This window comes from Micromonospora sp. NPDC047620 (assembly GCF_043205005.1).
Taxonomy (GTDB): domain Bacteria; phylum Actinomycetota; class Actinomycetes; order Mycobacteriales; family Micromonosporaceae; genus Micromonospora.
The window spans coordinates 136,842-158,627 of sequence record NZ_JBIDDG010000009.1 but is presented as its reverse complement, the minus strand read 5'-3'; the positions used below and the strand labels follow the sequence as shown (position 1 = coordinate 158,627).

At 73.6% G+C, this 21,786-nt stretch carries 18 protein-coding genes and 2 tRNA genes; 13 read left to right on the top strand and 7 right to left on the bottom strand.

Annotated elements, in window-relative coordinates; translation table 11 throughout:
* The first annotated feature begins 276 nt into the window (after positions 1-276).
* From gyrB to ACGF5C_RS13325, 6 genes are all read left to right on the top strand, one after another.
* A complete protein-coding gene (gyrB, locus tag ACGF5C_RS13350; RefSeq protein ID WP_393300808.1) occupies positions 277-2,223 on the top strand; it encodes a DNA topoisomerase (ATP-hydrolyzing) subunit B in 1,947 nt (648 codons plus the stop codon).
* 130 nt (positions 2,224-2,353) lie between these two features.
* On the top strand, positions 2,354-4,873 hold the full coding sequence (gene gyrA, locus ACGF5C_RS13345; protein WP_393300805.1) for a DNA gyrase subunit A: 2,520 nt from the start codon (positions 2,354-2,356) through the stop codon (positions 4,871-4,873).
* A 4-nt stretch (positions 4,874-4,877) separates the two neighbouring features.
* A complete protein-coding gene (locus tag ACGF5C_RS13340) occupies positions 4,878-5,792 on the top strand; it encodes a DUF3566 domain-containing protein (RefSeq protein ID WP_393300802.1) in 915 nt (304 codons plus the stop codon).
* Between the two features lie 219 nt (positions 5,793-6,011).
* A tRNA-Ile gene (locus ACGF5C_RS13335) sits at positions 6,012-6,085 on the top strand.
* Between the two features lie 45 nt (positions 6,086-6,130).
* On the top strand, positions 6,131-6,259 hold the full coding sequence (locus tag ACGF5C_RS13330; RefSeq protein WP_320068343.1) for a DLW-39 family protein: 129 nt from the start codon (positions 6,131-6,133) through the stop codon (positions 6,257-6,259).
* 41 nt (positions 6,260-6,300) lie between these two features.
* Positions 6,301-6,376, top strand: a tRNA-Ala gene (locus ACGF5C_RS13325).
* Positions 6,377-6,451: 75 nt separating this feature from the next.
* Here ACGF5C_RS13325 and ACGF5C_RS13320 read toward each other — a convergent pair.
* Both ACGF5C_RS13320 and ACGF5C_RS13315 read right to left on the bottom strand, forming a co-directional pair.
* The gene (locus tag ACGF5C_RS13320) at positions 6,452-6,784 is read right to left on the bottom strand and encodes a hypothetical protein (RefSeq protein ID WP_393300799.1); all 333 of its coding nucleotides are present in this window, start codon (positions 6,782-6,784) and stop codon (positions 6,452-6,454) included.
* A gap of 11 nt (positions 6,785-6,795) precedes the next feature.
* Positions 6,796-7,584 carry an HAD family hydrolase gene (locus ACGF5C_RS13315; protein ID WP_393300796.1) on the bottom strand — a complete coding sequence of 263 codons (789 nt, stop codon included), beginning with the start codon at positions 7,582-7,584 and terminating at the stop codon, positions 6,796-6,798.
* A 102-nt stretch (positions 7,585-7,686) separates the two neighbouring features.
* Between ACGF5C_RS13315 and ACGF5C_RS13310 the strand changes: the two genes are divergently transcribed.
* A complete protein-coding gene (locus ACGF5C_RS13310; protein WP_393300793.1) occupies positions 7,687-8,673 on the top strand; it encodes an L-threonylcarbamoyladenylate synthase in 987 nt (328 codons plus the stop codon).
* Positions 8,674-8,980: 307 nt separating this feature from the next.
* Here ACGF5C_RS13310 and ACGF5C_RS13305 read toward each other — a convergent pair whose 3' ends face one another.
* Complete coding sequence (locus tag ACGF5C_RS13305; protein ID WP_393300790.1) at positions 8,981-13,504, bottom strand: HAD-IC family P-type ATPase; 4,524 nt, start codon at positions 13,502-13,504, stop codon at positions 8,981-8,983.
* Between the two features lie 220 nt (positions 13,505-13,724).
* Between ACGF5C_RS13305 and ACGF5C_RS13300 the strand changes: the two genes are divergently transcribed.
* The 6 genes from ACGF5C_RS13300 to ACGF5C_RS13275 all read left to right on the top strand — a co-directional run bounded on the left by ACGF5C_RS13300 (position 13,725) and on the right by ACGF5C_RS13275 (position 18,212).
* A complete protein-coding gene (locus ACGF5C_RS13300; RefSeq protein WP_357450175.1) occupies positions 13,725-13,985 on the top strand; it encodes a hypothetical protein in 261 nt (86 codons plus the stop codon).
* A gap of 145 nt (positions 13,986-14,130) precedes the next feature.
* Positions 14,131-15,531, top strand: coding sequence for an MFS transporter (locus ACGF5C_RS13295; protein ID WP_393300787.1), 1,401 nt, complete (start codon positions 14,131-14,133; stop codon positions 15,529-15,531).
* Between the two features lie 209 nt (positions 15,532-15,740).
* Positions 15,741-16,382, top strand: coding sequence for a GAP family protein (locus ACGF5C_RS13290; protein WP_393300785.1), 642 nt, complete (start codon positions 15,741-15,743; stop codon positions 16,380-16,382).
* A gap of 139 nt (positions 16,383-16,521) precedes the next feature.
* Complete coding sequence (locus ACGF5C_RS13285) at positions 16,522-17,307, top strand: SDR family oxidoreductase (RefSeq protein WP_393300782.1); 786 nt, start codon at positions 16,522-16,524, stop codon at positions 17,305-17,307.
* Between the two features lie 37 nt (positions 17,308-17,344).
* A complete protein-coding gene (locus tag ACGF5C_RS13280; protein ID WP_350702403.1) occupies positions 17,345-17,539 on the top strand; it encodes a hypothetical protein in 195 nt (64 codons plus the stop codon).
* Between the two features lie 124 nt (positions 17,540-17,663).
* Positions 17,664-18,212 (top strand): YbaK/EbsC family protein, encoded by a 549-nt coding sequence (locus ACGF5C_RS13275; RefSeq protein ID WP_393300779.1) that lies wholly within the window; start codon positions 17,664-17,666, stop codon positions 18,210-18,212.
* A 60-nt stretch (positions 18,213-18,272) separates the two neighbouring features.
* On the opposite strand, the gene ACGF5C_RS13270 is transcribed toward ACGF5C_RS13275, so the two are convergent.
* From ACGF5C_RS13270 to ACGF5C_RS13255, 4 genes are all read right to left on the bottom strand, one after another.
* A complete protein-coding gene (locus tag ACGF5C_RS13270) occupies positions 18,273-18,905 on the bottom strand; it encodes a DsbA family protein (protein ID WP_393300776.1) in 633 nt (210 codons plus the stop codon).
* Positions 18,906-18,925: 20 nt separating this feature from the next.
* Positions 18,926-19,354, bottom strand: coding sequence for a SufE family protein (locus ACGF5C_RS13265; RefSeq protein ID WP_393300773.1), 429 nt, complete (start codon positions 19,352-19,354; stop codon positions 18,926-18,928).
* 75 nt (positions 19,355-19,429) lie between these two features.
* Entirely contained in the window at positions 19,430-19,855 is a 426-nt protein-coding gene (locus ACGF5C_RS13260; protein ID WP_350702398.1) for a CBS domain-containing protein, read from the bottom strand.
* Between the two features lie 56 nt (positions 19,856-19,911).
* The gene (locus tag ACGF5C_RS13255; protein ID WP_393300770.1) at positions 19,912-21,681 is read right to left on the bottom strand and encodes a proline--tRNA ligase; all 1,770 of its coding nucleotides are present in this window, start codon (positions 21,679-21,681) and stop codon (positions 19,912-19,914) included.
* Between the last annotated feature and the right edge of the window lie 105 nt (positions 21,682-21,786).

Below are 21,786 nucleotides of genomic sequence, written 5' to 3'. Positions count from 1 at the left end.
CGAGTGGTGGTTCTGTCGCTGCCGCACAGTAAGATTGACCCCGAGACGAAGACCCGGTGCGGAGCGACGAGACACGGGCCCGGTGCGGGGCCCGCGATCATTCTCCATGCCTGGTTGAGCCGATCGCGATCCGCGGGCAACCGCGGCGACCGGCGCGTTCGACCCGTACCCCGGAATTGTCCCCGGTGCCGGTCCGCGTGCCGACGTCGCGTCCTGTCCGCCGAACCCGCGCCCGACGCGCCACCAGGCGCGCACGGCGCGAGAAAGTGGCCGAGGGTGGCAGCGCAGGACAAGCAGGAGTACGGCGCAGAGTCGATCACCGTTCTCGAGGGTCTGGAGGCGGTCCGCAAGCGGCCCGGTATGTACATCGGGTCGACCGGCGAGCGTGGTCTGCACCACCTGGTGTGGGAGGTCGTCGACAACGCGGTGGACGAGGCGCTGGCCGGGCACTGCGACACCATCGACGTGGTGCTGCTCGCCGACGGCGGGGTCCGGGTCACCGACAACGGCCGGGGCTTCCCGGTGGACCTGCACCCGAAGCTGAAGAAGCCGGGTGTCGAGGTGGCGCTGACGGTGCTGCACGCGGGTGGCAAGTTCGACGGCAAGGCGTACGCGGTCTCCGGCGGTCTGCACGGCGTGGGCGTCTCCGTGGTGAACGCCCTCTCCACGAAGATGGCGGTGGAGATCCACAAGTCCGGCTTCGTCTGGCGGCAGCAGTACCACAACTCCAAGCCGACCCCGCTGGAGAAGGGCGAGACGACGGACCGGACGGGCTCCGCGGTCGCCTTCTGGCCCGACGCGGACGTGTTCGAGACGGTCGACTTCGACTTCCAGACCATCTACCGGCGGCTCCAGGAGATGGCCTTCCTCACCCGTGGCCTCACCATCCACCTGCTCGACGAGCGGGTTCCGGAGGGCGAGGAAGGCAAGATCCGCGAGGTCACCTTCCAGTACGAGGGCGGCATCGCGGACTTCGTCCGGCACCTCAACGCCTCGAAGAACCCGATCCACCGGACGGTGGTCGAGTTCGGCGCCGAGGAGGAGGGCATGTCGGTCGAGATCGCCATGCAGTGGAACGAGTCGTACGGCGAGTCGGTCTACACCTTCGCCAACAACATCAACACGCACGAGGGCGGCACCCACGAGGAGGGCTTCCGGGCCGCGCTGACCAGCGTCGTCAACCGGTACGGCGCGGAGAAGAAGCTGCTCAAGGGCGACGAGAAGCTCTCCGGCGAGGACATCCGCGAGGGCTTGGCCGCGATCATCTCGGTCAAGCTCACCAACCCACAGTTCGAGGGCCAGACCAAGACCAAGCTCGGCAACACCCCGGTGAAGAGCTTCGTGCAGCGGGTCTGCAACGAGTGGCTGGTGGACTGGTTCGACCGGAATCCGGCCGAGGCGAAGATCATCATCCAGAAGGCGTCCCAGGCCGCCCGGGCCCGGATCGCCGCCCAGCAGGCGCGCAAGCTGGCCCGGCGCAAGTCGCTGCTGGAGTCCGGCTCGATGCCCGGCAAGCTGGCCGACTGCCAGTCCACCGATCCGCGCGAGTCCGAGGTCTTCATCGTCGAGGGTGACTCGGCCGGCGGCTCGGCCAAGCAGGGCCGCGACCCGCGGACCCAGGCGATCCTGCCGATCCGCGGCAAGATCCTCAACGTGGAGAAGGCCCGGATCGACCGGGTGCTGAAGAACAACGAGGTCCAGGCGCTGATCACCGCGTTGGGCACCGGCATCCACGACGACTTCGACATGGAGAAGCTGCGCTACCACAAGGTGGTGCTGATGGCCGACGCCGACGTCGACGGCCAGCACATCCAGACGCTGCTGCTCACCCTGCTCTTCCGTTTCATGCGCCCGCTGGTCGAGCTGGGGCACGTCTACCTGGCCGCCCCGCCGCTCTACAAGATCAAGTGGAACAAGCGGGGTGACGACGCGCAGTACGCGTACTCGGACCGGGAGCGGGACGGGCTGATCGCGCTGCGCCAGCAGAAGAAGCCGAACGCGAAGCCGGACGACATCCAGCGGTTCAAGGGTCTCGGCGAGATGAACTACCCGGAGCTGTGGGAGACCACGATGAACCCGGCGACGCGTACGCTGCGTCAGGTCACGCTCGACGACGCGGCAACCGCCGACGAGTTGTTCAGCGTGCTGATGGGTGAGGACGTTGAGGCGCGCCGCTCGTTCATCCAGCGCAACGCCAAGGACGTCCGGTTCCTGGACATCTGACGGGGCTCGGCGGGCCGACCGGTCATCCACCGGTCGGCCCGGCAATCCACAGAGTTATCCACAGCATGGCCGGTTTCCACAGCCGTTATCCACAGCACGAAAACGACTCTGAGTCTGATAAGGGTTAACAGTGACCGATATCCCCGAGTCCACACCGAACGAGCCCGAGGTTCCCGAGACGGTCGGCGCCGTCGTCGCGCACGACCGCATCGAACCGGTCGGGCTCGAGGTGGAGATGCAGCGCTCCTACCTCGACTACGCGATGAGCGTCATCGTCGGGCGGGCGTTGCCGGACGTCCGGGACGGGCTCAAGCCGGTCCACCGCAAGATCCTCTACGCCATGTTCGACTCCGGCTACCGCCCGGACCGCGGCTACGTGAAGTGCTCCCGCGTCGTCGGTGACGTGATGGGTCAGTTCCACCCGCACGGCGACTCGGCGATCTACGACGCGCTGGTCCGCATGGCGCAGCCCTGGTCCCTGCGCTACCCGCTGGTCGACGGCAACGGCAACTTCGGCTCGCCCGGCAACGACCCGGCCGCCGCGATGCGGTACACGGAGTGCAAGCTCGACCCGCTGGCGATGGAGATGCTGCGGGACATCGACGAGGACACCGTCGACCTGCAGGACAACTATGACGGCCGGGCCAAGGAGCCCACCATCCTGCCGTCGCGGATCCCCAACCTGCTGGTCAACGGTTCCGAAGGCATCGCGGTCGGCATGGCCACCAAGATCCCGCCGCACAACCTGCGCGAGATCGGCGCGGCGGTGCAGTGGTGCCTGGAACATCCGGACGAGGACGAGGCCACCACCCTCGACGCGCTGCTGGACATCGTCAAGGGCCCCGACTTCCCCACCCACGGCCTCATCGTCGGCACCCAGGCGATCCAGGACGCCTACCGCACCGGGCGGGGCTCGATCCGGATGCGCGCCGTGGTGGAGGTCGAGGAGGACAAGCGTGGCCGCCCCTGCCTGGTGGTCAGCGAGCTGCCCTACCAGGTCAACCCGGACAACCTCGCCGAGCGGATCGCCGAGCTGATCAAGGAGGGCAAGCTCGCCGGCATCGCCGACATCCGCGACGAGTCCTCCGGGCGTACGGGCATGCGGATCGTGCTCGTGCTCAAGCGCGACGCCGTCGCCAAGGTGGTGTTGAACAACCTCTACAAGCACACCCAGCTCCAGGAGACCTTCGGCGCCAACATGCTGGCGCTGGTCGACGGTGTGCCGCGCACGCTCAACCTCGCCCAGTTCATCCGCTACTACGTCGACCACCAGATCGACGTGATCCGCCGGCGGACGGCGTTCCGGCTGCGCAAGGCCGAGGAGCGGGCGCACATCCTGCGCGGTCTGGCCAAGGCGCTGGACGCCCTCGACGAGGTGATCGCCCTGATCCGGCGCTCGCCCACGGTGGAGGACGCCCGGCAGGGCCTGATCCGGCTGCTGGAGATCGACGAGATCCAGGCGACCGCGATCCTGGACATGCAGCTGCGCCGGCTCGCCGCCCTGGAACGCCAGCGGATCCTGGACGACCTGGCCAAGCTGGAGCTGGAGATCGCCGACCTCAAGGACATCCTCGCCAAGCCCGAGCGGCAGCGGAAGATCGTCTCCGAGGAGCTCGGCGAGATCGTCGCCAAGTGGGGCGACGACCGGCGGACGAAGATCGTGCCGTTCGAGGGCGAGGTCTCGATGGAGGACCTCATCGCCCGCGAGGACGTGGTCGTCACCATCACCCGCACCGGCTACGCCAAGCGGACCAAGGTCGACCTCTACCGCTCCCAGCGGCGCGGCGGCAAGGGCGTCAGCGGGGCGACGCTGCGGCAGGACGACATCGTCAGCCACTTCTTCGTCTGCTCGACCCACGACTGGATCCTGTTCTTCACCAACAAGGGTCGGGTTTACCGGGCCAAGGCGTACGAGCTGCCCGAGGCCAGTAGGGTGGCCAAGGGCCAGCACGTGGCGAACCTGCTCGCGTTCCAGGCCGACGAGCAGATCGCGCAGATCATCGAGATCCCGAACTACCAGGTGGCTCCCTACCTGGTGCTCGCCACGAAGAACGGCCTGGTGAAGAAGACGAGGCTCGAGGAGTTCGACTCCCCCCGGTCCGGCGGCATCATCGCGATCAACCTGCGCGACGAGGACGAGCTGGTCGGGGCGGCGCTGGTCGCCCCGGAGGAGGACCTGCTGCTGGTCTCCAAGAACGCGCAGGCGATCCGGTTCAACGCGAGCGACGAGGCGCTGCGCCCGATGGGTAGGGCCACCTCGGGCGTGATCGGCATGCGCTTCAGCGAGGACGACGTCCTGCTGGCCATGGAGGTGGTCCGCGAGGGGCTGGACGTCCTGGTGGCCACGAACGGGGGTTACGCGAAACGTACCCCGATCGAGGAATACCCGGTCCAGGGCCGGGGAGGTAAGGGCGTGCTGACTGCGAAGATCACGGAGCGACGTGGTGGTCTGGTCGGCGCGGTGGTGATCGACCCGGACGACGAGCTGTTCGCGATCACCAGCAACGGTGGTGTCATTCGGACTCCGGTGAAGCCTGTACGCCGTACCCGTGACCGGAACACAATGGGGGTCAAGCTGATGGACCTTCCGGACGGCGTGACTATCGTGGCGATTGCTCGCAATGCCGACGAGCCTGACGAACAGGACTAGTTGAATGACGGAGACACAGGCGAAGTCGGGGAACACGGGGACCTCGGCCAACCCGGTCGACGAGGAGGCCGCCAAGAGCGGCACACCAGCGACCGGCCGCGCGGCCGTGGGCCGGGCCACGGTCCCCGCCGACGCGCCTGCCCCGAAATTCACCCGGGCTCCCGGCATGACACCGCCGCCGGACAAGCCCTCCGAGGACGCGGACGCGGCGGACAGGACCGAGACGGTGGGGGGCGACAAGCCGGCCCCCGCCGCCAAGCCGACCGCCGCCAAGCCGACGACGACACAGCCGCTCACGGTCGGCGCCGGCCAGCCGACCGGCGCCACCGGCACACAGCCGAGGGTCACGGGCACTGCCACCGGCACCCAGCCCCGCGTCACCGGCACGGCCAAGCCGCAGCCGGACGGTGGCCGTCCGACCGGCGCCGGCCGGCCGGCCAACGGCGGCGGCCTGCCGCCGGGCATCAGCGGCGCGGCCGCCGTCGGAGCCGCGCGCGTGGGCGAGGCGGTACGCGCAGCGCGTACGTCGGTCAGCTCGGCCGCGTCGCGTGGACCGCGCCGGGCCCGGCTGAACCTCAAGCGGATCGACCCCTGGTCCGTGATGAAGTTCGCCTTCGCCGTCTCGGTGGTGCTCTTCATCGTCGTGGTGGTGGCCACCTCGGTGCTCTACCTGGCCCTCGACGCGATGGGCGTGTTCGCCAGCGTCAACGACAGCCTGACCGACCTGGTCAGCGCGGGCGGCGGCCAGAGCACCAGCGGCTTCCAGATCACCGCCAAGAGTGTGATCCTCAGCTCGGCGCTGATCGGCCTGGTCAACGTCGTGCTGTTCACGGCGCTCGCCACGCTCGGGGCGTTCGTCTACAACGTCTGCGCCGACCTGGTCGGGGGCATCGAGCTGACCCTCGCCGAGCGCGACTGATCCACCTCGGGTAGCCGGGGCACCGCCGATGCGCGGAGCCCCGGCTTCCGTGCGTCGGGGGGCAGGCGCCGGGCGCGCCGTGCCGCGTGGCCGGCGAAATGGCCTGGGCCGGGCGCGGCGCCTCCGGTAGGTTCAGGGGCGACGGCGACACCCGATGTCCGGGTGGCCCCCGATTTGGGGCCGGGCGGGCGGATGGGTTAATGTTGCTCGTCGCTACGCGGGGCTATAGCTCAGTCGGTTAGAGCGCAGAGCTGATAACTCTGAGGTCGCTGGTTCGATTCCAGCTAGCCCCACCGCACATTCGTCCGACGGCAGTCGAGCGCGAGGGGTAGGCCCCAATGTTCAAGAAGCTTCTGATCCTGGCCGGCGTCGTCGGGGTGGCTGCCGTGGTCGCCAGGAAGATCAAGGCTTCCAACGACGAGCGCGCCCTCTGGCACGAGGCGACCACCGCGCCCGACCTGCGCTGATCGCACTAGCCACTGCCCGCACCGGCGGCATCGTCCGCCCCGGGGCCCTAGCTCAACTGGCAGAGCACTGCCTTTGCAAGGCAGGGGTTAGGGGTTCGAGTCCCCTGGGCTCCACCAGCACTTTCCTTGGTTGATCTCGGTGCCGAGTGCAGCCAATCATCACGCCGACCCTCCTGACCCAGGTGCTGGTGACTACAGGTATCTGATGCCGGCGTTGGTGATGTGAGCCGCCAGCATGCCGTGCGCCGAGTCGTCGGACCACATATCGACGTGTCCGCTCTCACGCACAAGATCGTCGCCTGTTACCGGGACGCCTCGTTCCCATTGCGCCGGCCAGCCCTCGAAACGGCGCACCTCGATGAGGCCGCGGGACGCCAACGAGACCAGGCCCGGCCCGAGGACCTCAGCCACCCGCTGCCGTGACGGTGCCTCGGCCCAGCCGAGTTCCCACAGGGATAGCGGCGAATCTTCCAGGGGAGAGAGGACCAGCTCTTCTGCGAGGTCCAGCCCTTCGTCACCGTCCATGGCACCCGGGATCAGGTAGTGCGACGCCGCGACGGCGTGCCGTCCGGATTGCCTCCGGCCCGGCGCAGCAGCGCGAGCAGCCCGTGGCCGTCCTCGATCCTCGCGTCCGGTTCGACGCCGGGAAGCGCCGCCTCCCGGTCCGTGCGGGGCGACCGCATCAGGATCGCCGCGCCGACTCCGGCGCGACGGGCGCAGACGACGTCACGGTGCACGCTGTCACCGACGAACCAGCAGTCGCCGATCGGCACCGCGAGCGCGCGGGCCGCCAGGAGCGCCAATTCCGGGTTCGGCTTCCGGGGGCCGGCTTCGTCGCTGTAGAACTCGGCCCCGAACAGGTCGGAGAGCCCTGCGGAGGCGAGGAAGTCCCGGTGGGCGGCACCGCAGAGCGTGTTGCTGACGACCGCCATCGGGAGGCCGGCCCCGGCGGCGTGGCGCAACGCCTCGGGGATGCCGGGACGCACGGCCCACTCCTCCCGCCAGGTCCAGGCGTACGCCAGCGCGGTTGCCTCCCGCTCGACGGCGTCGCGGGCCTCCTTCGGCCAGGAGCGGGTCACGAAGTCGGCCCACACCCGCCCGTGCGGCAGCTCTACGGGATCGCCGGTCCTGCCCACGTCGTCGCGCCACAGGGCGTACGACCGCGCGCCCTCGGTCAGGTCCCGGGCGATCTGCTCGCTCGGTACCGCGCCGTCGACGAGCCGGAACAGTCGTCGCACCAGCACCGGCGGGGCGGGCTGCTGTGGCGGCGCATCCGCCAGTACACCGCCGAAGTCCAGCAGCAGAGCCCGAGGAAGACGGAGCATGCCGCCATCCTCGCGTACGGATGGGAAAGAAGCAGCGGCCGGCGGTCACAGTTTTGCCTGGCCGCCCACTAGCCGCCCGCCCCGGCACGTTAGCGTCGAGCCGTGACCACCGGATCCCCGCGCGTGCTCCCGGCCGACAGCGGCATCGCCGAGGCCGCTTCCGTCCTGCGTACCGGCGGGTTGGTGGCCTTTCCCACCGAGACCGTCTACGGGCTCGGCGCCAACGCGCTGGACGCCCGTGCGGCCGCCCGGATCTTCGAGGCGAAGGCGCGGCCCAGCTTCGACCCGCTGATCACGCACCTCGCCGACGCGGCCGAGCTGGAGAAGCTGGTCGGGGCGGTGCCGGCGGCGGTGGCGGCGCTGGCCGAGCGCTTCTGGCCGGGGCCGCTCACGCTGATCGTGGACCGGCCGGCGGCGATCCCGCCGATCGTCACCTCCGGGCTGGCGACGATGGCGGTCCGGGTGCCGGACAACGCGCACGCGCGGGCGCTGATCGCCGAGGCCGGGGTGCCGGTGGCGGCGCCGAGCGCGAACCGGTTCGGTCAGCTCAGCCCGACCCGGGCCGAGCACGTGGTGCGGGGCCTTGGGGCGGCTGTGGACGTGGTGCTCGATGGCGGGCCGACTCGGTGCGGGATCGAGTCGACCATCGTGGACGCCCGGGGCGAGCGGCCGGTGGTGCTGCGCCTCGGCGCGCTGCCACTGGAGGCGCTGGAGGAGGCCGTCGGCCCGGTGACCGTACGCCCCGGCAGCTCGGGGCAGCCGGTCGCGCCCGGCACGCTGGCGGCGCACTACGCCCCGCGTACGCCGTTGCGGTTGGCGTCGGGCGGCGAGCCGCCGGCGGCCGACGGGGTCCGGCGGAGCTTCCTGGCCTTCCGCGAGCCGCCAGCGGGCGACTGGGCGGCGGTCGAGGTGCTCTCCGCCGCCGGTGACCTCACCGAGGCCGCCGCGCGGCTGTTCGACGCGCTGCACGAACTGGACGCCACCGGGGTCGGCGAGATCGTGGTCGAGCCGGTTCCGGAGGTCGGCGTCGGCCGTGCGATCAACGACCGGCTGCGCCGCGCCGCCGCCACCTGGCAGCCGGCGGACTGACGCCCGACCGGGGGCGGCGGGGCTCGACGAGGCGGCGATAGCCGCTGGGGATCGACCCCCTTGCCGGTTGTTGCCCGACGCGCCGGACGGCTCCTGACCGGCCCGGCCGGGGTCCTGTCGAGCTGCCCCGTTCATGAGACCGATGGGCGGGGCAGCCAGGTGAAGCCACGGGCCGGGCGGCCGGGCCCAGGTGAAGTTCACGGTGCGGCCCACGGCTGACGCCGACGGGCGTGCGGCGGACGGGCCTGCCCCGTCTGTGGGGCAGCTCGACAGCGTCGGCAGGGAAGGCTGACGGCTCAAGCGGCGGTCACCGCTGCGACGCCGCGTCGCCCGCGCCGCCGTCGGATTGTTCCGCGTTGCCGTCGGATTGTTTCGCGCTGCCCTCGGATTGTTCCCTGCTGCCCTCGGATTGTTCCGCGCCGTGCGGGCCGGACTGCGGCAGGCGTTCCACCAGGCGGCTGAGCGCCCCGTTGGCGAAGGTCGCGCCGAGCGCCGAGCCTGTGGCGATGGTCCAGCCGACCGGCCCGAGCGGCGTGCAGCCGAAGAACTGGCTGACCCCCGGGGTCTGCACGACCGCCGCCAGCGCTCCGAGCGACACGGCGGTGGAGGCGAGCACGGCCGGGCTGGTGCCGCCGGCCAGCACGGTCTGCCCGAGCTGGGTGCCGACCAGCGACACCAGCGCGACCGTGCCCGCCCGCCGGGGCCGCCCGGTGTAGCGGGCCAGCGTCCAGCCGGCGGTGGCGCCCAGCGTGGTGGCGGCCGCGCGCAGCCCGATCTCCCGGGTCATCGTCTCGCCGAGGGAGGTGTCCGGGCCCTCCCGCAACAGGCTGTCGGTGCGGTCCGCAGCCGGGGGCCGGATCGCGATCGCCAGCGCCGGAGCGAGGTCGGTGAGCAGGTTGACCAGGAGGAGCTGTCGCCCGGTGAGCGCCGACCGGCCGGTGGCGGCGGCGGTGAGCACGCTGAACGCGATCTCGCCGAGGTTGCCGCCGACCAGGATGCTGAGCGCGTGGCGTACCGAGGACCACATCGCCCGGCCCTCGACCAGGGTGGCGATGATGGTCTCCAACCGGTCGTCGGTGACCACCAGGTCGGCGGCCGCGCGGGCCGCCGGGGTGCCCCGCTGGCCGAGCGCGATGCCCACGTCGGCCAGCCGGATCGCCGGCGCGTCGTTGGCGCCGTCCCCGGTCATCGCGACCGTACGCCCGCACTTCTGCAACGCCTGGATGATGCGCACCTTGTGCGCGGGGGTGCACCGGGCCACCACGTCCGTGGCGGCCAGCCGGGTTGCGAGGGCCTCGTCGTCGAGCTGGTCGAGTTCCGTCGCGGTGACCACCCGCTGCCCGTCGTGGTCGCTGATGGTGGCCGCGATCGCCTCGGCGGTCGCCGGATGGTCTCCGGTGATCATGATGGTGTGCACGCCGGCCTGGCGGATCCGGCGTACGGCCGGGGCGGCGCTCTCCCGCACCCCGTCGGCGAGGGCCAGGTAGCCGAGGAAGGTCAGGTCGCGCACCTGCTCGTCGGTGACGCCGGGCGACGAGACCCGGCACTCCGCCACGGCGAGGATCCGGTGCCCCGCCCCGGCCCGGTCGGCGAGCGTCGCGTGCAGCCCGTCGCGCCCCTTGTCGTCGAGCGGCTCGTCGCGTCCCCCCGGCGTACGCCAGGCGGAGCATCGGGGCAGCACCGACTCCGGCGCCCCCTTCACGCTGAGCAGCAGCAGGCCCCCGCTGCGCCCCACCGTGGCGTGGTAGCCGCGAGACGGCTCGAACGGCAGGCCGCCGACCGACTCCCACCCGTCCGCGCCGGTCTGCTCGACCACCCCCGCCGCCTGGGCGCCGTAGCGGACGGCGCGGTCGGTCTGCTGGGCCAGCGCGTGCGGGTCGGCGGCGGCCGGGGTGGCCCGCAGGGCGGCGGCGAGGGTGGCGTGCTGACCGTCGTCGAGTCGGTCGACCGGGGCGTACCGGCTGTCGTCGCCGACCCCGGCGAGCATCAGCTGCCCCTCGGTGAGCGTGCCGGTCTTGTCGAAGCAGAGCACGTCCACCCGGCCGAGCGCCTCGATGGTGCGTGGGTTGCGGACCAGCGCGCCGTGCTCCGCCAGCCGCCGCGCGGCGGCCAACTGGGCGGCGCTGACCAGGAACGGCAGCCCCTCCGGTACGGAGGCGACGGCCAGGTTCGCGGCGGTCGCGGCGGTCTCCGCCAGCGGTACGCCCCGCAGCAGGCCCGCGCCGGCCACCGCCACCGCCGAGCTGGCGGCCAGCGGGATCGCCGCCCGGGTCAGCCGGCCCAGCCGGGCCTCCACGCCGCTCGCCGGAGGGGCCTGCCGGGCCATCGCCAGGCTCCGCCCGGCCTCGGTATCCGCGCCAGTCGCCACCACCACCGCCGTGCCCTGGCCGGCGGCGACGGTGGTGCCCTCGTAGAGCATCGACCGCCGGTCGGCGACCGCCGCGGCGACGACCGGCTGGTCGGTCTTGCCGACCGGCAGCGACTCGCCGGTGAGCGAGGACTCGTCGGTCTCCAGGCCGGCCGACTCCAGCACCCGGCAGTCGGCCGGGACGGCGTCCCCCGATTCGAGGAGGATGACGTCCCCCGGCACCAGGTCCTCGGCGGGCAGCACCCGTTCCGCGCCGTCCCGGCGCACCCGGGCGGTCACCGCCGAGCGGGACAACAGCTCGGCCAGCGACCGCTCGGTGTTGCGCTGGTGCACCGCGCCGAGCAGCGCGGACCCGCCGACCACCCCGCCGACCAGGGCGGCGTCGACCAGCGAGCCGAAGGTGGCGGAGAGCACCGCCCCGGCGGCGAGCACCGGTGTCAGCGGGTTGGCCAGCTCGTCGACGAAGGCGCGCAGCAGCCCGGTCGGCCCGGTGGGCTGCCCGGTCCCGCCGCTCCGGCGGCGCTCGGCCTCGGCCGTGGCCAACCCGCCCGGAGCGGTGTCGAGCTGGTCGAGAACGGCCGAGGACGGCATCAGGTGCCAGGCGGTGACCGCCGGCGCCGGGGCGTCCGCCCGGTCGGGCAGGCGGCGCGCCCGTACGACGCCGTGCGCGAAGGCCAGCGCGGCCGCGCCGTTCACGGCGGCGAGGGTGCGGCCGGGCAGCTGCGCGGGTGCGGCGGTGAACGCCCCCAGCGCGCCGAGGCCCGTGCCGGCCAGGGCCAGGCCGAGGTTCTGCCGGGTCATCCGGCGGGCCACCCCGGTCGCCTCGATCAGCAGCGCCACCACCCGCAGGTCGGTGCCGACCAGCAGGTGCGCGCCCCAGGGCGGCAGGTCCTCCGGGGCGGAGATTCCCAGGCCGCAGTCGGCGACGCCGAGCGCGGCCCGGTCGCCGGAGGCCACCATCACCACCGCCCCGGCGAACTGTAGCGTCCGCACCGACTCGGCCAACCGGTCGCCGCCGGGCAGGTGGGCGTCGGCGAAGCCGTACCGCCGGTCGTCGTCGCCGGCCACGACGACCCGTAGGCCGGCCTGGCGGGCGGCGGTCGGCAGGGCGTCCACGCCCGGCGCGGGCTCCGGGTCGACCCGCAGCACGGCGGCGAGGGTGTCGCCGTCGGCCAGGCCGAGCAGGGATCCGCCGCCCGCGCGCAGCCGATGGCTGTCGGTGGTGTCACCCGGGTCCTCGGCGTCCAGCGCGTCCAGCGGCCCGAGCCGCCAGCCGTCGGCGCTCCGCAGCTCCCACGGTGCGGCCGGGTCGAACAGCGTGAACGCGCGTGTCGCCACCTGTCCGACGTCCGCCCCGGCCAGCGGCGCCAGGTCCGCCAGCACGCCCCGGTCGGAGCCGAGCACCGCCGCGTCCAGCACCAGCGTGTCGATCCGGTCGAGCTCGCGCAGCACGCTGCGGTCCATCGCGATCACCCCGCGCCGGGCGAGGATCCGGCCGAGCTGTGCGGCGTAGCCCTCGCGGCCGCTGCCGGGAGCCTTCGGCAGCGCGGAGAGCCCCAGCGCGGCGGCCCGCTTCGGGCCCACCACCGGCGTGGCGGCGGCCGCGGCGGCGGCGCCGGCGGTGAGCATCCGGACGACGTACTTCTCGGCCGGGCCGTCCGGCTTCGGGCGGGGACGCTCGACCTTCGGCGTCCGGGCGACGGCCCGCTCCGGGTCCCCGGTCAGCCGTGGCTCCGCCTGCGTCCAGGCCCGGAGCTGGGCCCGCGCCTCACCCCACTGCACCACCCGCTGCGCGCCGTCGAGCACGATTCCGGTCCAGCCGCCGGTCAGGCCCTGCACGACCGCCTCGGCCAGCGGGAACAGCAGGTCGGCGCGCGGATCGGCGCGCAGGCCCCGGTCGGCCAGCGCGTGCAGCCTCGGGTGCAGGTCGACCGCGCCGAGCAGCCCGGCGACCTCCCCGGGCACCGGGGTGAACGGCAGGATCCTCGTGGCGGCGGAGATGGTCAGGCCGAGGGCGTCGGAGGCCAGCCCGCCGAGGGTGCGCGGCGTGCGCGGCCCCTCCTCGGGAGGGTGCGGCGGCGGGATCTCCGGGTCCGGCTCGTGCGGACAGGTGCGTTCCGCGCGGGCGACGGCCGCGACGAGGTCGCGCAGGCTCGGCTCCGGCGTACCGACGGCCACGACCACCCGGCCCGACGGGGCGTTGACCCGGGCCCATTCCACCCCCGGCATCCGCTCCAGCGCCGCCTCGACCTGCCGGGCGAGGGTGTCGCCGCCGTCCTGGCAGACGCCGTGCACCTCGATGTGGTGCCGCCCGGGCCGGGACCAGACCCGACGCTTGGTCAGCCCGGCAGCCCGGGCCAGCCGGGTGGCGGCGGCGCCGACGGTCCGGGACGCCTCGCCGACGACCTGCGGCACGGCGACGGACGGCAGGAGCCGGCCGGCGGCGCGGCCCAGCGAGGTCATCGAGGCGTACGACCGGACAGGCGCCGGCCAGGCCCCCCGCTGCTGCTGCTCCCGCCGTACGCCATCTCGCCTCCCACGCCTCCGCTCCGGCGCCCTGGCTTCCCGGCGGGCCGTCCGTTATGCCCTCCGAGCAGGGGAAGTTTCTCCCCCCGTCGGCGGTGCATGGACGGCCGCGCCGGTGGAATCCCGGATCCACTGTCACCGTCATCGGGGAGGCCGGATGAGCACACTGACGCGACCGCTCAGCGGGGCGCACGAGACGATCCGGGCGTTCACCCGGCGGGTGGAGATCCCGGGGCTGGGGGAGGTCGCCGTCCCGCCGCCGGACAAGCTCGCCTACTACGCGGGCCTCGGGGTGCTCGCCGCGCTCCAGGTCATCGAGTGGCCGCTGGCGCTGGTGATCACCGCCGGCCACCTGCTGGCCGACCAGCACCTGTCCGGGCTGGCGAAGGGGCTCGGGGAGGCGCTGGAGGCGGCCTGAGAGAGGCGGGTCACCCTTGACCTCAATGCGGGTTGAGGTCGGAGGCTGACCCCATGTTGATCGAACTGCTCCGCTCCGAGGCGGTGGGCCCGGCGGGCCCCCGGGTCCGCGCCCGCCACCGGCTGCCCCGTCCGGCGGGCCGGCGGTGACCGCCACGGCGGCGCCGACCGTCCCGGTTCCGCCCGCGGCCGGCCTCTTCGCGCCCCGGCTGCGCGCGATGACGGTCGGCAGCGTCGCGCTGGTCTCGCTGCTCGCGTTCGAGGCGCTCGCGGTGGGCACCGCGATGCCGACCGTCGCCCGCAGCCTCGACGGGTTGGCCCTCTACGGGATCGCCTTCGGCGGCCCGTTCGCGGCCGGCGTGCTCGCGATGGTGGCCTCCGGCATCTGGTGCGACGCCCGGGGCCCCAGGGCGCCGATGTGGCACGGGCTCGTCTGGTTCGTGGTGGGACTGGTCGTCGCCGGCAGTGCCACGGCCATGGGCGCACTGGTGGCCGGCCGGATCGTGCAGGGGTTCGGTTCCGGCCTGCTCTCGGTGGCGCTCTACGTCATCGTCGGGCAGGCGTACCCGGAGGCGCTGCACCGGCGGATCTTCGCGGCGTTCGCCGCCGCGTGGGTCGTACCGTCGCTGGTCGGGCCGGCGCTGGCCGGCCTGATCGTGGAGCACCTCGGCTGGCGGTGGGTCTTCCTGGCGGTGCCGGTGGTGGCGGTGCCGGCGGTGCTGCTGATCCACCCCGGGCTGCGCGCGATCGGCGCGGCCACGACGACGACGGGACCGCCGGCCGGCGCGGCGGCCCGGATCGGCTGGGCCTGCGGGGCGGGGGTGAGCGCCGCACTGCTGCACGTCGGGGGCCAGCAGCGCGGCGCCACCGCCGCCGGCCTGGTGGCACTGGCGCTGGTCGGCCTGCTGGTCTGCGCGCCGCGGCTGCTGCCGGCCGGGTTCCTGCGGGCCGGCCGGGGCCTGCCGACCGTGATCGGGCTGCGTGGGCTGGCCTCGGCGGCGTTCGTCGGCGCCGAGGTGGTGATCCCGCTGATGCTCGCCCGGGAGCGTGGGTTGTCGCCGACGGCGGCCGGCCTGGTCCTCACCACCGGCGCGCTCGCCTGGTCGGTGGGCTCCTGGGCGCAGGGGCGGATGCACGCGCCGCGCTCCCGGGCCACCCTGCCGAGAGCGGGGCTGGCCTGCATCACGGCCGGCATCGCCGTGGTGACGATCGCCGTCGCGCCGGCGGTGCCGGTGTGGGTCGGGGTGCTCGGCTGGGCCGGCGCGGGGCTCGGCATGGGGCTGCTCTACCCCTCGCTGTCGGTGCTCACCCTGGAGCTGTCCGCCCCTGGCGAGCAGGGCCGCAACAGCTCGTCCCTGCAACTGGGCGACTCGCTCTTCGCGGCGACCGTGCTGGCGCTCACCGGCGCGGTGCTCGCCGCCGGCGCGGCCCCGGGACCGGGCAGCTACGCCGGCACGCTCGCGGTGGCGAGCGGGCTGGCCCTGGTGGGCGTCCTGCTCGCGGGCCGGGTCGTGCCCGGGACGTCCGGAGTTCGCACGTCCTGCTGACCGCGCGTCCTGCTGACCGCGCGTCCTGCTGACCGCGCGTCCTGCTGACCGCGCGTCCTGCTGGCCGCGCGTCCGGCCGGGCCCGCGTCCGGCCGGACGCGTGGTGGAATGCGCCGGCTCCGGGCTTGCCGCCGTCCGCCCCCGGCCGGCACCGGGGATGTGGCGAATCGACCCGGGACGGACGGCGCGACCGGGAGGATGGGCGGGCGATGAACTTCCTGACCATCCTGCCGATGGCCGTGGTGATGGTCGCCGGGACCCAGCTGGTCGCAGCGGTCTTCCTCGCCTCGGCCGACCGGCCGCGTGCCGCCTCGCTGGGCTACCTGGCCGGCGCGGGGCTCGTGGTCTCGGCCGGGGTGACGGCGAGCTGGCTGGTCACCCGGGCCGTGAAGGTCAACGTCGGGGCCGGTGGGGGCGGGCGTCGCGCGGTCGAGAGCCGGATCGACGTGGTGGTGCTGGCGCTGCTGGTCGTCCTGGCGGTGGTGGTCTTCCTGCGCCGGCACACCGCGGGCACGCCGAGGTGGATGGGCGGGCTCCAGCGGGCCGGCCCCGGCTACGCGCTGCGGCTCGGCGTGCTGCTCTTCCTGGCCATGCCGTCGGACGACCTCACGATGGTCACCGTGGGGGCGAGCGCCGCCCGGCACGACCTGCCCTGGTGGCACCTGCTGCCGTTCGTCCTGCTCACCCTCGCGTTGCTGGCCCTGCCCCTGCTGGCGCTGCTGCTGCTCGGGTACCGGGCCGCGACGGTGCTGCCCCGGATCCGGGACTGGGCCCGGCAGCATTCCTGGGTGGTCAGCGAGATCGTGATCGGGTTCTTCGTGCTGCTGACGGCGGCCGACCTGCTCCGGTGAGCGGGGCGCGGCCGGTCACGCCATGCCGGTGGCCGATCTGCTCGGGTGGGCCGGCGCACAGCCGGTCACGCCCGTCGGGGCGGCGCCGTCAGCACCGTGGCCGCGCGGCGGGCGCGGGACGCCGGAGAAGGGGGAAACCATGCGGGTGCTGGTTACCGGGGCGGGCGGTCGGCTCGGGCGGGTGGTGCTGCCGCGGCTGCGCGACGAGGGCTGGAGCGTGCGGGCGACGAGCCGGCGGCCGCGTACCGATCCGTCGGCGGAGTGGGTGGTGGTCGACCTGGCCACCGGGGAAGGGCTGCCCGAGGCGGTGGCCGGCGTGGACGCCGTGCTGCACCTGGCCTCGTCGCCGAACCGGGGGCGGCAGACCCACCGGGTCGACGTGCTCGGCACCCGCCGGCTGGTCGTCGCCGCCGGTCGGGCGGGCGTACGGCACCTCGGCTACGTCTCGATCGTCGGGGTGGACCGGGTCCCGATCCCCTACTACCGGCACAAACTCGCCGCCGAGCGGGTCGTGGCGGCCGGGCCGGTGCCCTGGACGGTGCTGCGGGCCACCCAGTTCCCCGAGTTCCTCGACGGCATGCTGCGCGGCGCGAGCCGGCTCGGCCCGGTGATCGGCGACCCGGCGGTGCTCGCCCAGCCGGTCGACCCCGGCGAGGTCGCGGGCCGGCTGGTCCAGCGGCTCACGGCCGGTCCGCTGCACGGCGTCGAGGAGTACGGCGGGCCGGAGGTGATCCGCTTCGACGAGGCGGTCCGGGCCTGGAACGCCGCCCGGCGGTCCCGCCGCCCGCTGCTGCCGGTGCGGATCCCGGGGAAGGTCGGCCGCGCCCTGCGCTCCGGCGGCCTGGTCACCGAGGCGACCCCGACGGGTGCCCGGACCTGGGCCGACCACCTTGCCGACACGTACGGGGGAACCGGCGCAAGATGAACGGCCCGCGCGTTCACGTCCGGCCTACCGTGACGCCATGTTCGCCATGGTCGCCACCGTCATCCTCTACGTCGCCGGGTTCGTCTTCCTGTACGGCGTCATCCGACTCGCCATCCGCCACGCCCTGGAGGAGATGGAGGTGCGCCGGATCCAGGCCGAGCGGGCGGAGGAGTTGGCCGCCGCGCGGGACCGGACGCTGCTCCGCGAGAACGGTTTCCTCACCGGCAGTTGACCGACGTCCGACCGCCCGGTGACCGCTCGCCGGGCGGGCAGTCCCCGGCCGGGTGACCGGTCCCCGGGACGGGCTGGGCTCCGGTGGGCGGGGCGGGCGGAGCGGTGCGAGGATCACAGGCGTGATGGGGACGCTGAAGACCGAACCCGCCCGCACCCGGCTCGACCTGCTCGCCCCGCCGGTCGCCGCCGCCATCGGGCAGTGGCCCGTCGACGCTCCGGTGGACGTCGACGACGTGCTGGTGGCGCCGATCGACGCCGAGCTGGCCGACACCGCCGCCTTCTGTGCCGCGTACGAGGTGGGGTTGGACGTGTCGGCCAACTGCGTGGTGGTGGCCGGCAAGCGCGAGGGGGTCGTCCGCTACGCGGCCTGCGTCGTGCTCGCCACCACCCGCGCCGACGTGAACGGGGTGGCCCGCCGGGCGCTCGACGTCCGCAAGGCGAGTTTCGCGCCGATGGCCGACGCGGTGGAGCTGACCGGCATGGAGTACGGCGGCATCACCCCGATCGGCCTGCCGGAGCAGTGGCCGATCCTGGTCGACTCCCGGGTGATCGCCACGCCGCACGTGATCATCGGGTCCGGCGTACGGCACAGCAAGATCGCGCTGCCGGGGCCGGCGCTCGGCGTGCTGCCCGGCGCCCGCGTGGTGGAGGACCTGGCCCGACCGGCCTAGTCATTGCCCGGCGTCGATACCGTTGCACGTGAAACATCGGCGCCGGTCGGGTGGGTCGGTTCAGCCGGCGGACTCGCGGCGCTCCACCTCGGCCAGCGCGGCGAGCAGCGTCTCCGGTTCCTGGGCGCCGGTGACCGCGTACTTGCCGGCCAGGACGAAGGTCGGCACGCTGGTCACCCCGATCTGGCGGGCGGCGGCCAGCTCGGCGGAGACGTCGGCCACCCGCTCGTCGGAGTCGAGGAAGCGGCGCGCCTCCGCCGCGTCCAGGCCGACCTCGCCCGCGAGTGCGGCGAGCGCGTCCCGGGAGCCGACGTCGACCCCGTCGGTGAAGTGGGCGCGGTAGAGCGCGTCGACCGTCTCGGCGGCACGGCCACGGTCGGTGGCCCAGGAGACCAGCCGGTGCGCGTCGAAGGTGTTCGCCGCGACCGCGCGGTCGAAGTCGAGCTTCAGTCCGGCGCCCGCGGCCACCTCGGTGACGTGCCCGAACATCTGCCGGGCGCGGTCCTGCCCGCCGAACTTGGCGGCCATCGCCTCGACCAGCGGGCGCGGCTCGGGCACCGGCGACGGGTCGAGCTGGTACGGCCGGTAGCGGACGGTCACCTCGCCGTCGTACGACTCCAGGGCCTGCTCCAGCCGACGCTTGCCGATGTAGCACCAGGGGCAGACCACGTCGGCGTAGATCTCGATCTCCATGCCGGTTGACAACCCCCAGGTCAGCCGATCTGTTCCCGGACCTGCCGCTTCAGCCGGGCCAGGATCGCCGTGCCGCCGCGCACCCGCAGCGGGCTGATCGCCTGCGCCAGCCCCATCCGCTGGTAGAGGTCGTCGGGGACGGCGAGCACCTCGTCCGGGCTCGCCCCGGCCAGCCCCTCGGCGAGGATGCCGGCGAACGCCCGCGTGGTGGGCGCCTCGGGCGGGCAGTCGAAGAGGGTCTCCACCGTCTTCTCCGGCGTCACCCGGGCGCGCAGGAAGAACGCCGTCTGGCACTCGGGCACCTGCTCCATGCCCTCCCGGTCGGTGGAGCCGGCGGGCAGCGGCGGGACGACGTCGGCGTACTCCAGCAGCATCTCCAGCACCACGTCGCGGGGCGCGGCGGCGAACTCGTCGACGATCTCGGACAGCCGGGCCGGCATGGAAGACATGCCTTCGAGGCTACCGCCGTTAGGAAGGGCCCCTTCCTCTACCGGAGGCGTTAGGAAGGGGCCCTTCCTTACACCTCAGACGGTCGGGGCCTGCTCGCTGATCTCGCTCAGCGCCGATTGGGGGTCGAGCTGCATCGCGAGGTCGCCGAGGGAGACGATGCCGACCAGCTTGCGATCTGCGTCGCAGACCAGCACCCGCCGGATGCCCCGCTCCCGCATCAGGGCCGCCGCCTCGGCCGCGGTCGAGTGCTGCTCGATCATCACCACCTCCCGGGTGATGATCGAGCCGATGGTGGTGGCGGCCGGGTCGCTGCGTTCGGCCACCGCCCGCACCACGATGTCCCGGTCGGTGAGCATGCCGGCGAGGGTGGCACCGTCGGTGACCACCACGTCGCCGATGTCCGCCTCCTTCATCACCCGGGCCGCCTCGTCCAGGGTGGTCTCGGCGGGCAGGTAGATGACCTGCTTCGTCATCACGTCGCTGACCCGGTAACCGGTCATGAGAGCCTCCAGAGAACATCCGGCCGATCGGACTGCGGTACCCCGTGGCGCGCCCGCTACACCCCGTCCCCGCGCTCCCGGCGCACCTCCGCGACGAGTCGCTCCGCCAGCCCCTCGACCGGCAGTTCGACGCGCTCGTTGGAGGCCCGGTCGCGTAGCTCGACGTACCCCTCGGCGAGGCGGCGGCCGACCACGACGGCGCGGGGGACGCCGACCAGCTCGGCGTCGGTGAACTTCACCCCGGCCGAGACGTGCGTCCGGTCGTCGACCAGCACCCGCAGGCCGGCGGCGGCGAGCCGTCCGCCGAGCTCCAGCGCCGCCTCCAGCTGCGGTCCCTTCCCGGCGGCGACCAGGTGTACGTCGCACGGCGCGACCGCCGCCGGCCAGACCAGGCCCCGCTCGTCGTGGTGCTGCTCGGCGATCGCGGCCACCGCCCGGGACACCCCGATGCCGTAGCAGCCCATGGTCGGCCGGACCGGCTTGCCGGCCGGGCCGAGCACGTCGACGGCGAAGGCGTCCGTGTAGCGGCGGCCGAGCTGGAAGATGTGCCCGATCTCGATGCCCCGCCGCATGGTCAGCTCGCCTGTGCTGCAGGCCGGGCACGGGTCGCCGGCCCGCACCTCGGCCGCCTCGATCGTGCCGTCCGGCACGAAGTCCCGGCCGCAGACCACCCCGGTCGCGTGCCGGCCCGGCTCGTTCGCGCCGGTCAGCCAGGCGGTGCCCGGCACCACCCGCGGGTCGACCAGGTAGCGGATGCCGAGCTTCGCCATCACCTGCGGGCCGATGTAGCCGCGGACCAAGTCCGGGTGGGCGTCCCAACCGTCGAAGACGTCCACGGTGGCCGGCGCGACCGCCGCGCCGAGCCGCTTCAGGTCCACCTCGCGGTCGCCGGGCAGCCCCACCACCAGCAGCTCGGCCTCCTCCGCGCCGGGCCGGCGCAGGCGGAGCACCACGTTCTTCAGGGTGTCCGCGGCGGTCCAGTCGTCCCGGCCGCCCAGCCGCCGGGCGTTGGCCAACTCGACCAGGCTGGCGATGGTCGGGGTCTCGGGGGTGTCGTGCACCTGGGCCGCCGGCTGCGCGTCCGGGTCGCCGGCCGGCGGGGCGGGCGTGGTCACCGCCTCCGTGTTCGCGGCGTAGTCGCAGGCGGTGCAGCCGACGAAGGTGTCCTCACCGACCGGCGTCGCCGCCAGGAACTCCTCCGACGCCGAACCGCCCATCGCCCCCGACGTCGCCCGCACGATCGTGTGCTCCAGCCCGAGTCGGTCGAAGATCCGCCGGTACGCGCCCCGGTGCCGGTCGTACGCCGCCGCCAGCCCCGCGTCGTCGAGGTCGAACGAGTAGGCGTCCTTCATCAGGAACTCGCGCCCGCGCAGCAGGCCGGCCCGGGGCCGGGCCTCGTCCCGGAACTTCGTCTGGATCTGGAAGAGCGTCACCGGGAAGTCCCGGTACGAGGTGAACAGGTCCTTGACCAGCAGCGCGGCCAGCTCCTCGTGGGTGGGCGCGAGCAGGTGCTCGGCGCCGCGCCGGTCGGCGAAGGTGAAGATGTCGTCGCCGTACTCCGTCCACCGGCCGCTCGTCCGGTACGGCTCCGCCGGCAGCAGCGCCGGGAAGTGCACCTCCTGGTCGCCGATCGCCGTCATCTCCTGCCGGACCACCTCGGTGACCCGGTCCAGCACCAGCTTGCCCAGCGGCAGCCAGGTGTAGCCGCCCGGTGCGGCGCGACGGATGTAGCCGGCCCGCAGCAGGAGCCGGTGGCTCGGCACCTCCGCGTCGGCCGGGTCCTCGCGCAGGGTCCGGAGCAACAGGGTCGACATGCGTAGCAGCATTGGCGCAGCGTACGACCGGGCTGCCGGGCGGGCGATCGGATTTGGCCGGCTCGCCAGCCGTTCCGCATGCTGCGCACGCCGACCGGGGCGATCGACGTCGGCGAT

Excerpts from the sequence above, each read along its gene's own strand:
- ACGF5C_RS13255 (WP_393300770.1), bottom strand. The coding sequence starts at position 21,681 with ATGCTGCTACGCATGTCGACCCTGTTGCTCCGGACCCTGCGCGAGGAC.
- ACGF5C_RS13340 (WP_393300802.1), top strand. The coding sequence starts at position 4,878 with ATGACGGAGACACAGGCGAAGTCGGGGAACACGGGGACCTCGGCCAAC.
- ACGF5C_RS13270 (WP_393300776.1), bottom strand. The coding sequence starts at position 18,905 with ATGGAGATCGAGATCTACGCCGACGTGGTCTGCCCCTGGTGCTACATC.
- ACGF5C_RS13320 (WP_393300799.1), bottom strand. The coding sequence starts at position 6,784 with ATGGACGGTGACGAAGGGCTGGACCTCGCAGAAGAGCTGGTCCTCTCT.
- ACGF5C_RS13300 (WP_357450175.1), top strand. The coding sequence starts at position 13,725 with ATGAGCACACTGACGCGACCGCTCAGCGGGGCGCACGAGACGATCCGG.
- ACGF5C_RS13290 (WP_393300785.1), top strand. The coding sequence starts at position 15,741 with ATGAACTTCCTGACCATCCTGCCGATGGCCGTGGTGATGGTCGCCGGG.
- ACGF5C_RS13330 (WP_320068343.1), top strand. The coding sequence starts at position 6,131 with ATGTTCAAGAAGCTTCTGATCCTGGCCGGCGTCGTCGGGGTGGCTGCC.
- ACGF5C_RS13265 (WP_393300773.1), bottom strand. The coding sequence starts at position 19,354 with ATGTCTTCCATGCCGGCCCGGCTGTCCGAGATCGTCGACGAGTTCGCC.
- ACGF5C_RS13280 (WP_350702403.1), top strand. The coding sequence starts at position 17,345 with ATGTTCGCCATGGTCGCCACCGTCATCCTCTACGTCGCCGGGTTCGTC.
- ACGF5C_RS13275 (WP_393300779.1), top strand. The coding sequence starts at position 17,664 with ATGGGGACGCTGAAGACCGAACCCGCCCGCACCCGGCTCGACCTGCTC.
- ACGF5C_RS13305 (WP_393300790.1), bottom strand. The coding sequence starts at position 13,504 with ATGACCTCGCTGGGCCGCGCCGCCGGCCGGCTCCTGCCGTCCGTCGCC.
- ACGF5C_RS13315 (WP_393300796.1), bottom strand. The coding sequence starts at position 7,584 with ATGCTCCGTCTTCCTCGGGCTCTGCTGCTGGACTTCGGCGGTGTACTG.
- ACGF5C_RS13260 (WP_350702398.1), bottom strand. The coding sequence starts at position 19,855 with ATGACCGGTTACCGGGTCAGCGACGTGATGACGAAGCAGGTCATCTAC.
- ACGF5C_RS13285 (WP_393300782.1), top strand. The coding sequence starts at position 16,522 with ATGCGGGTGCTGGTTACCGGGGCGGGCGGTCGGCTCGGGCGGGTGGTG.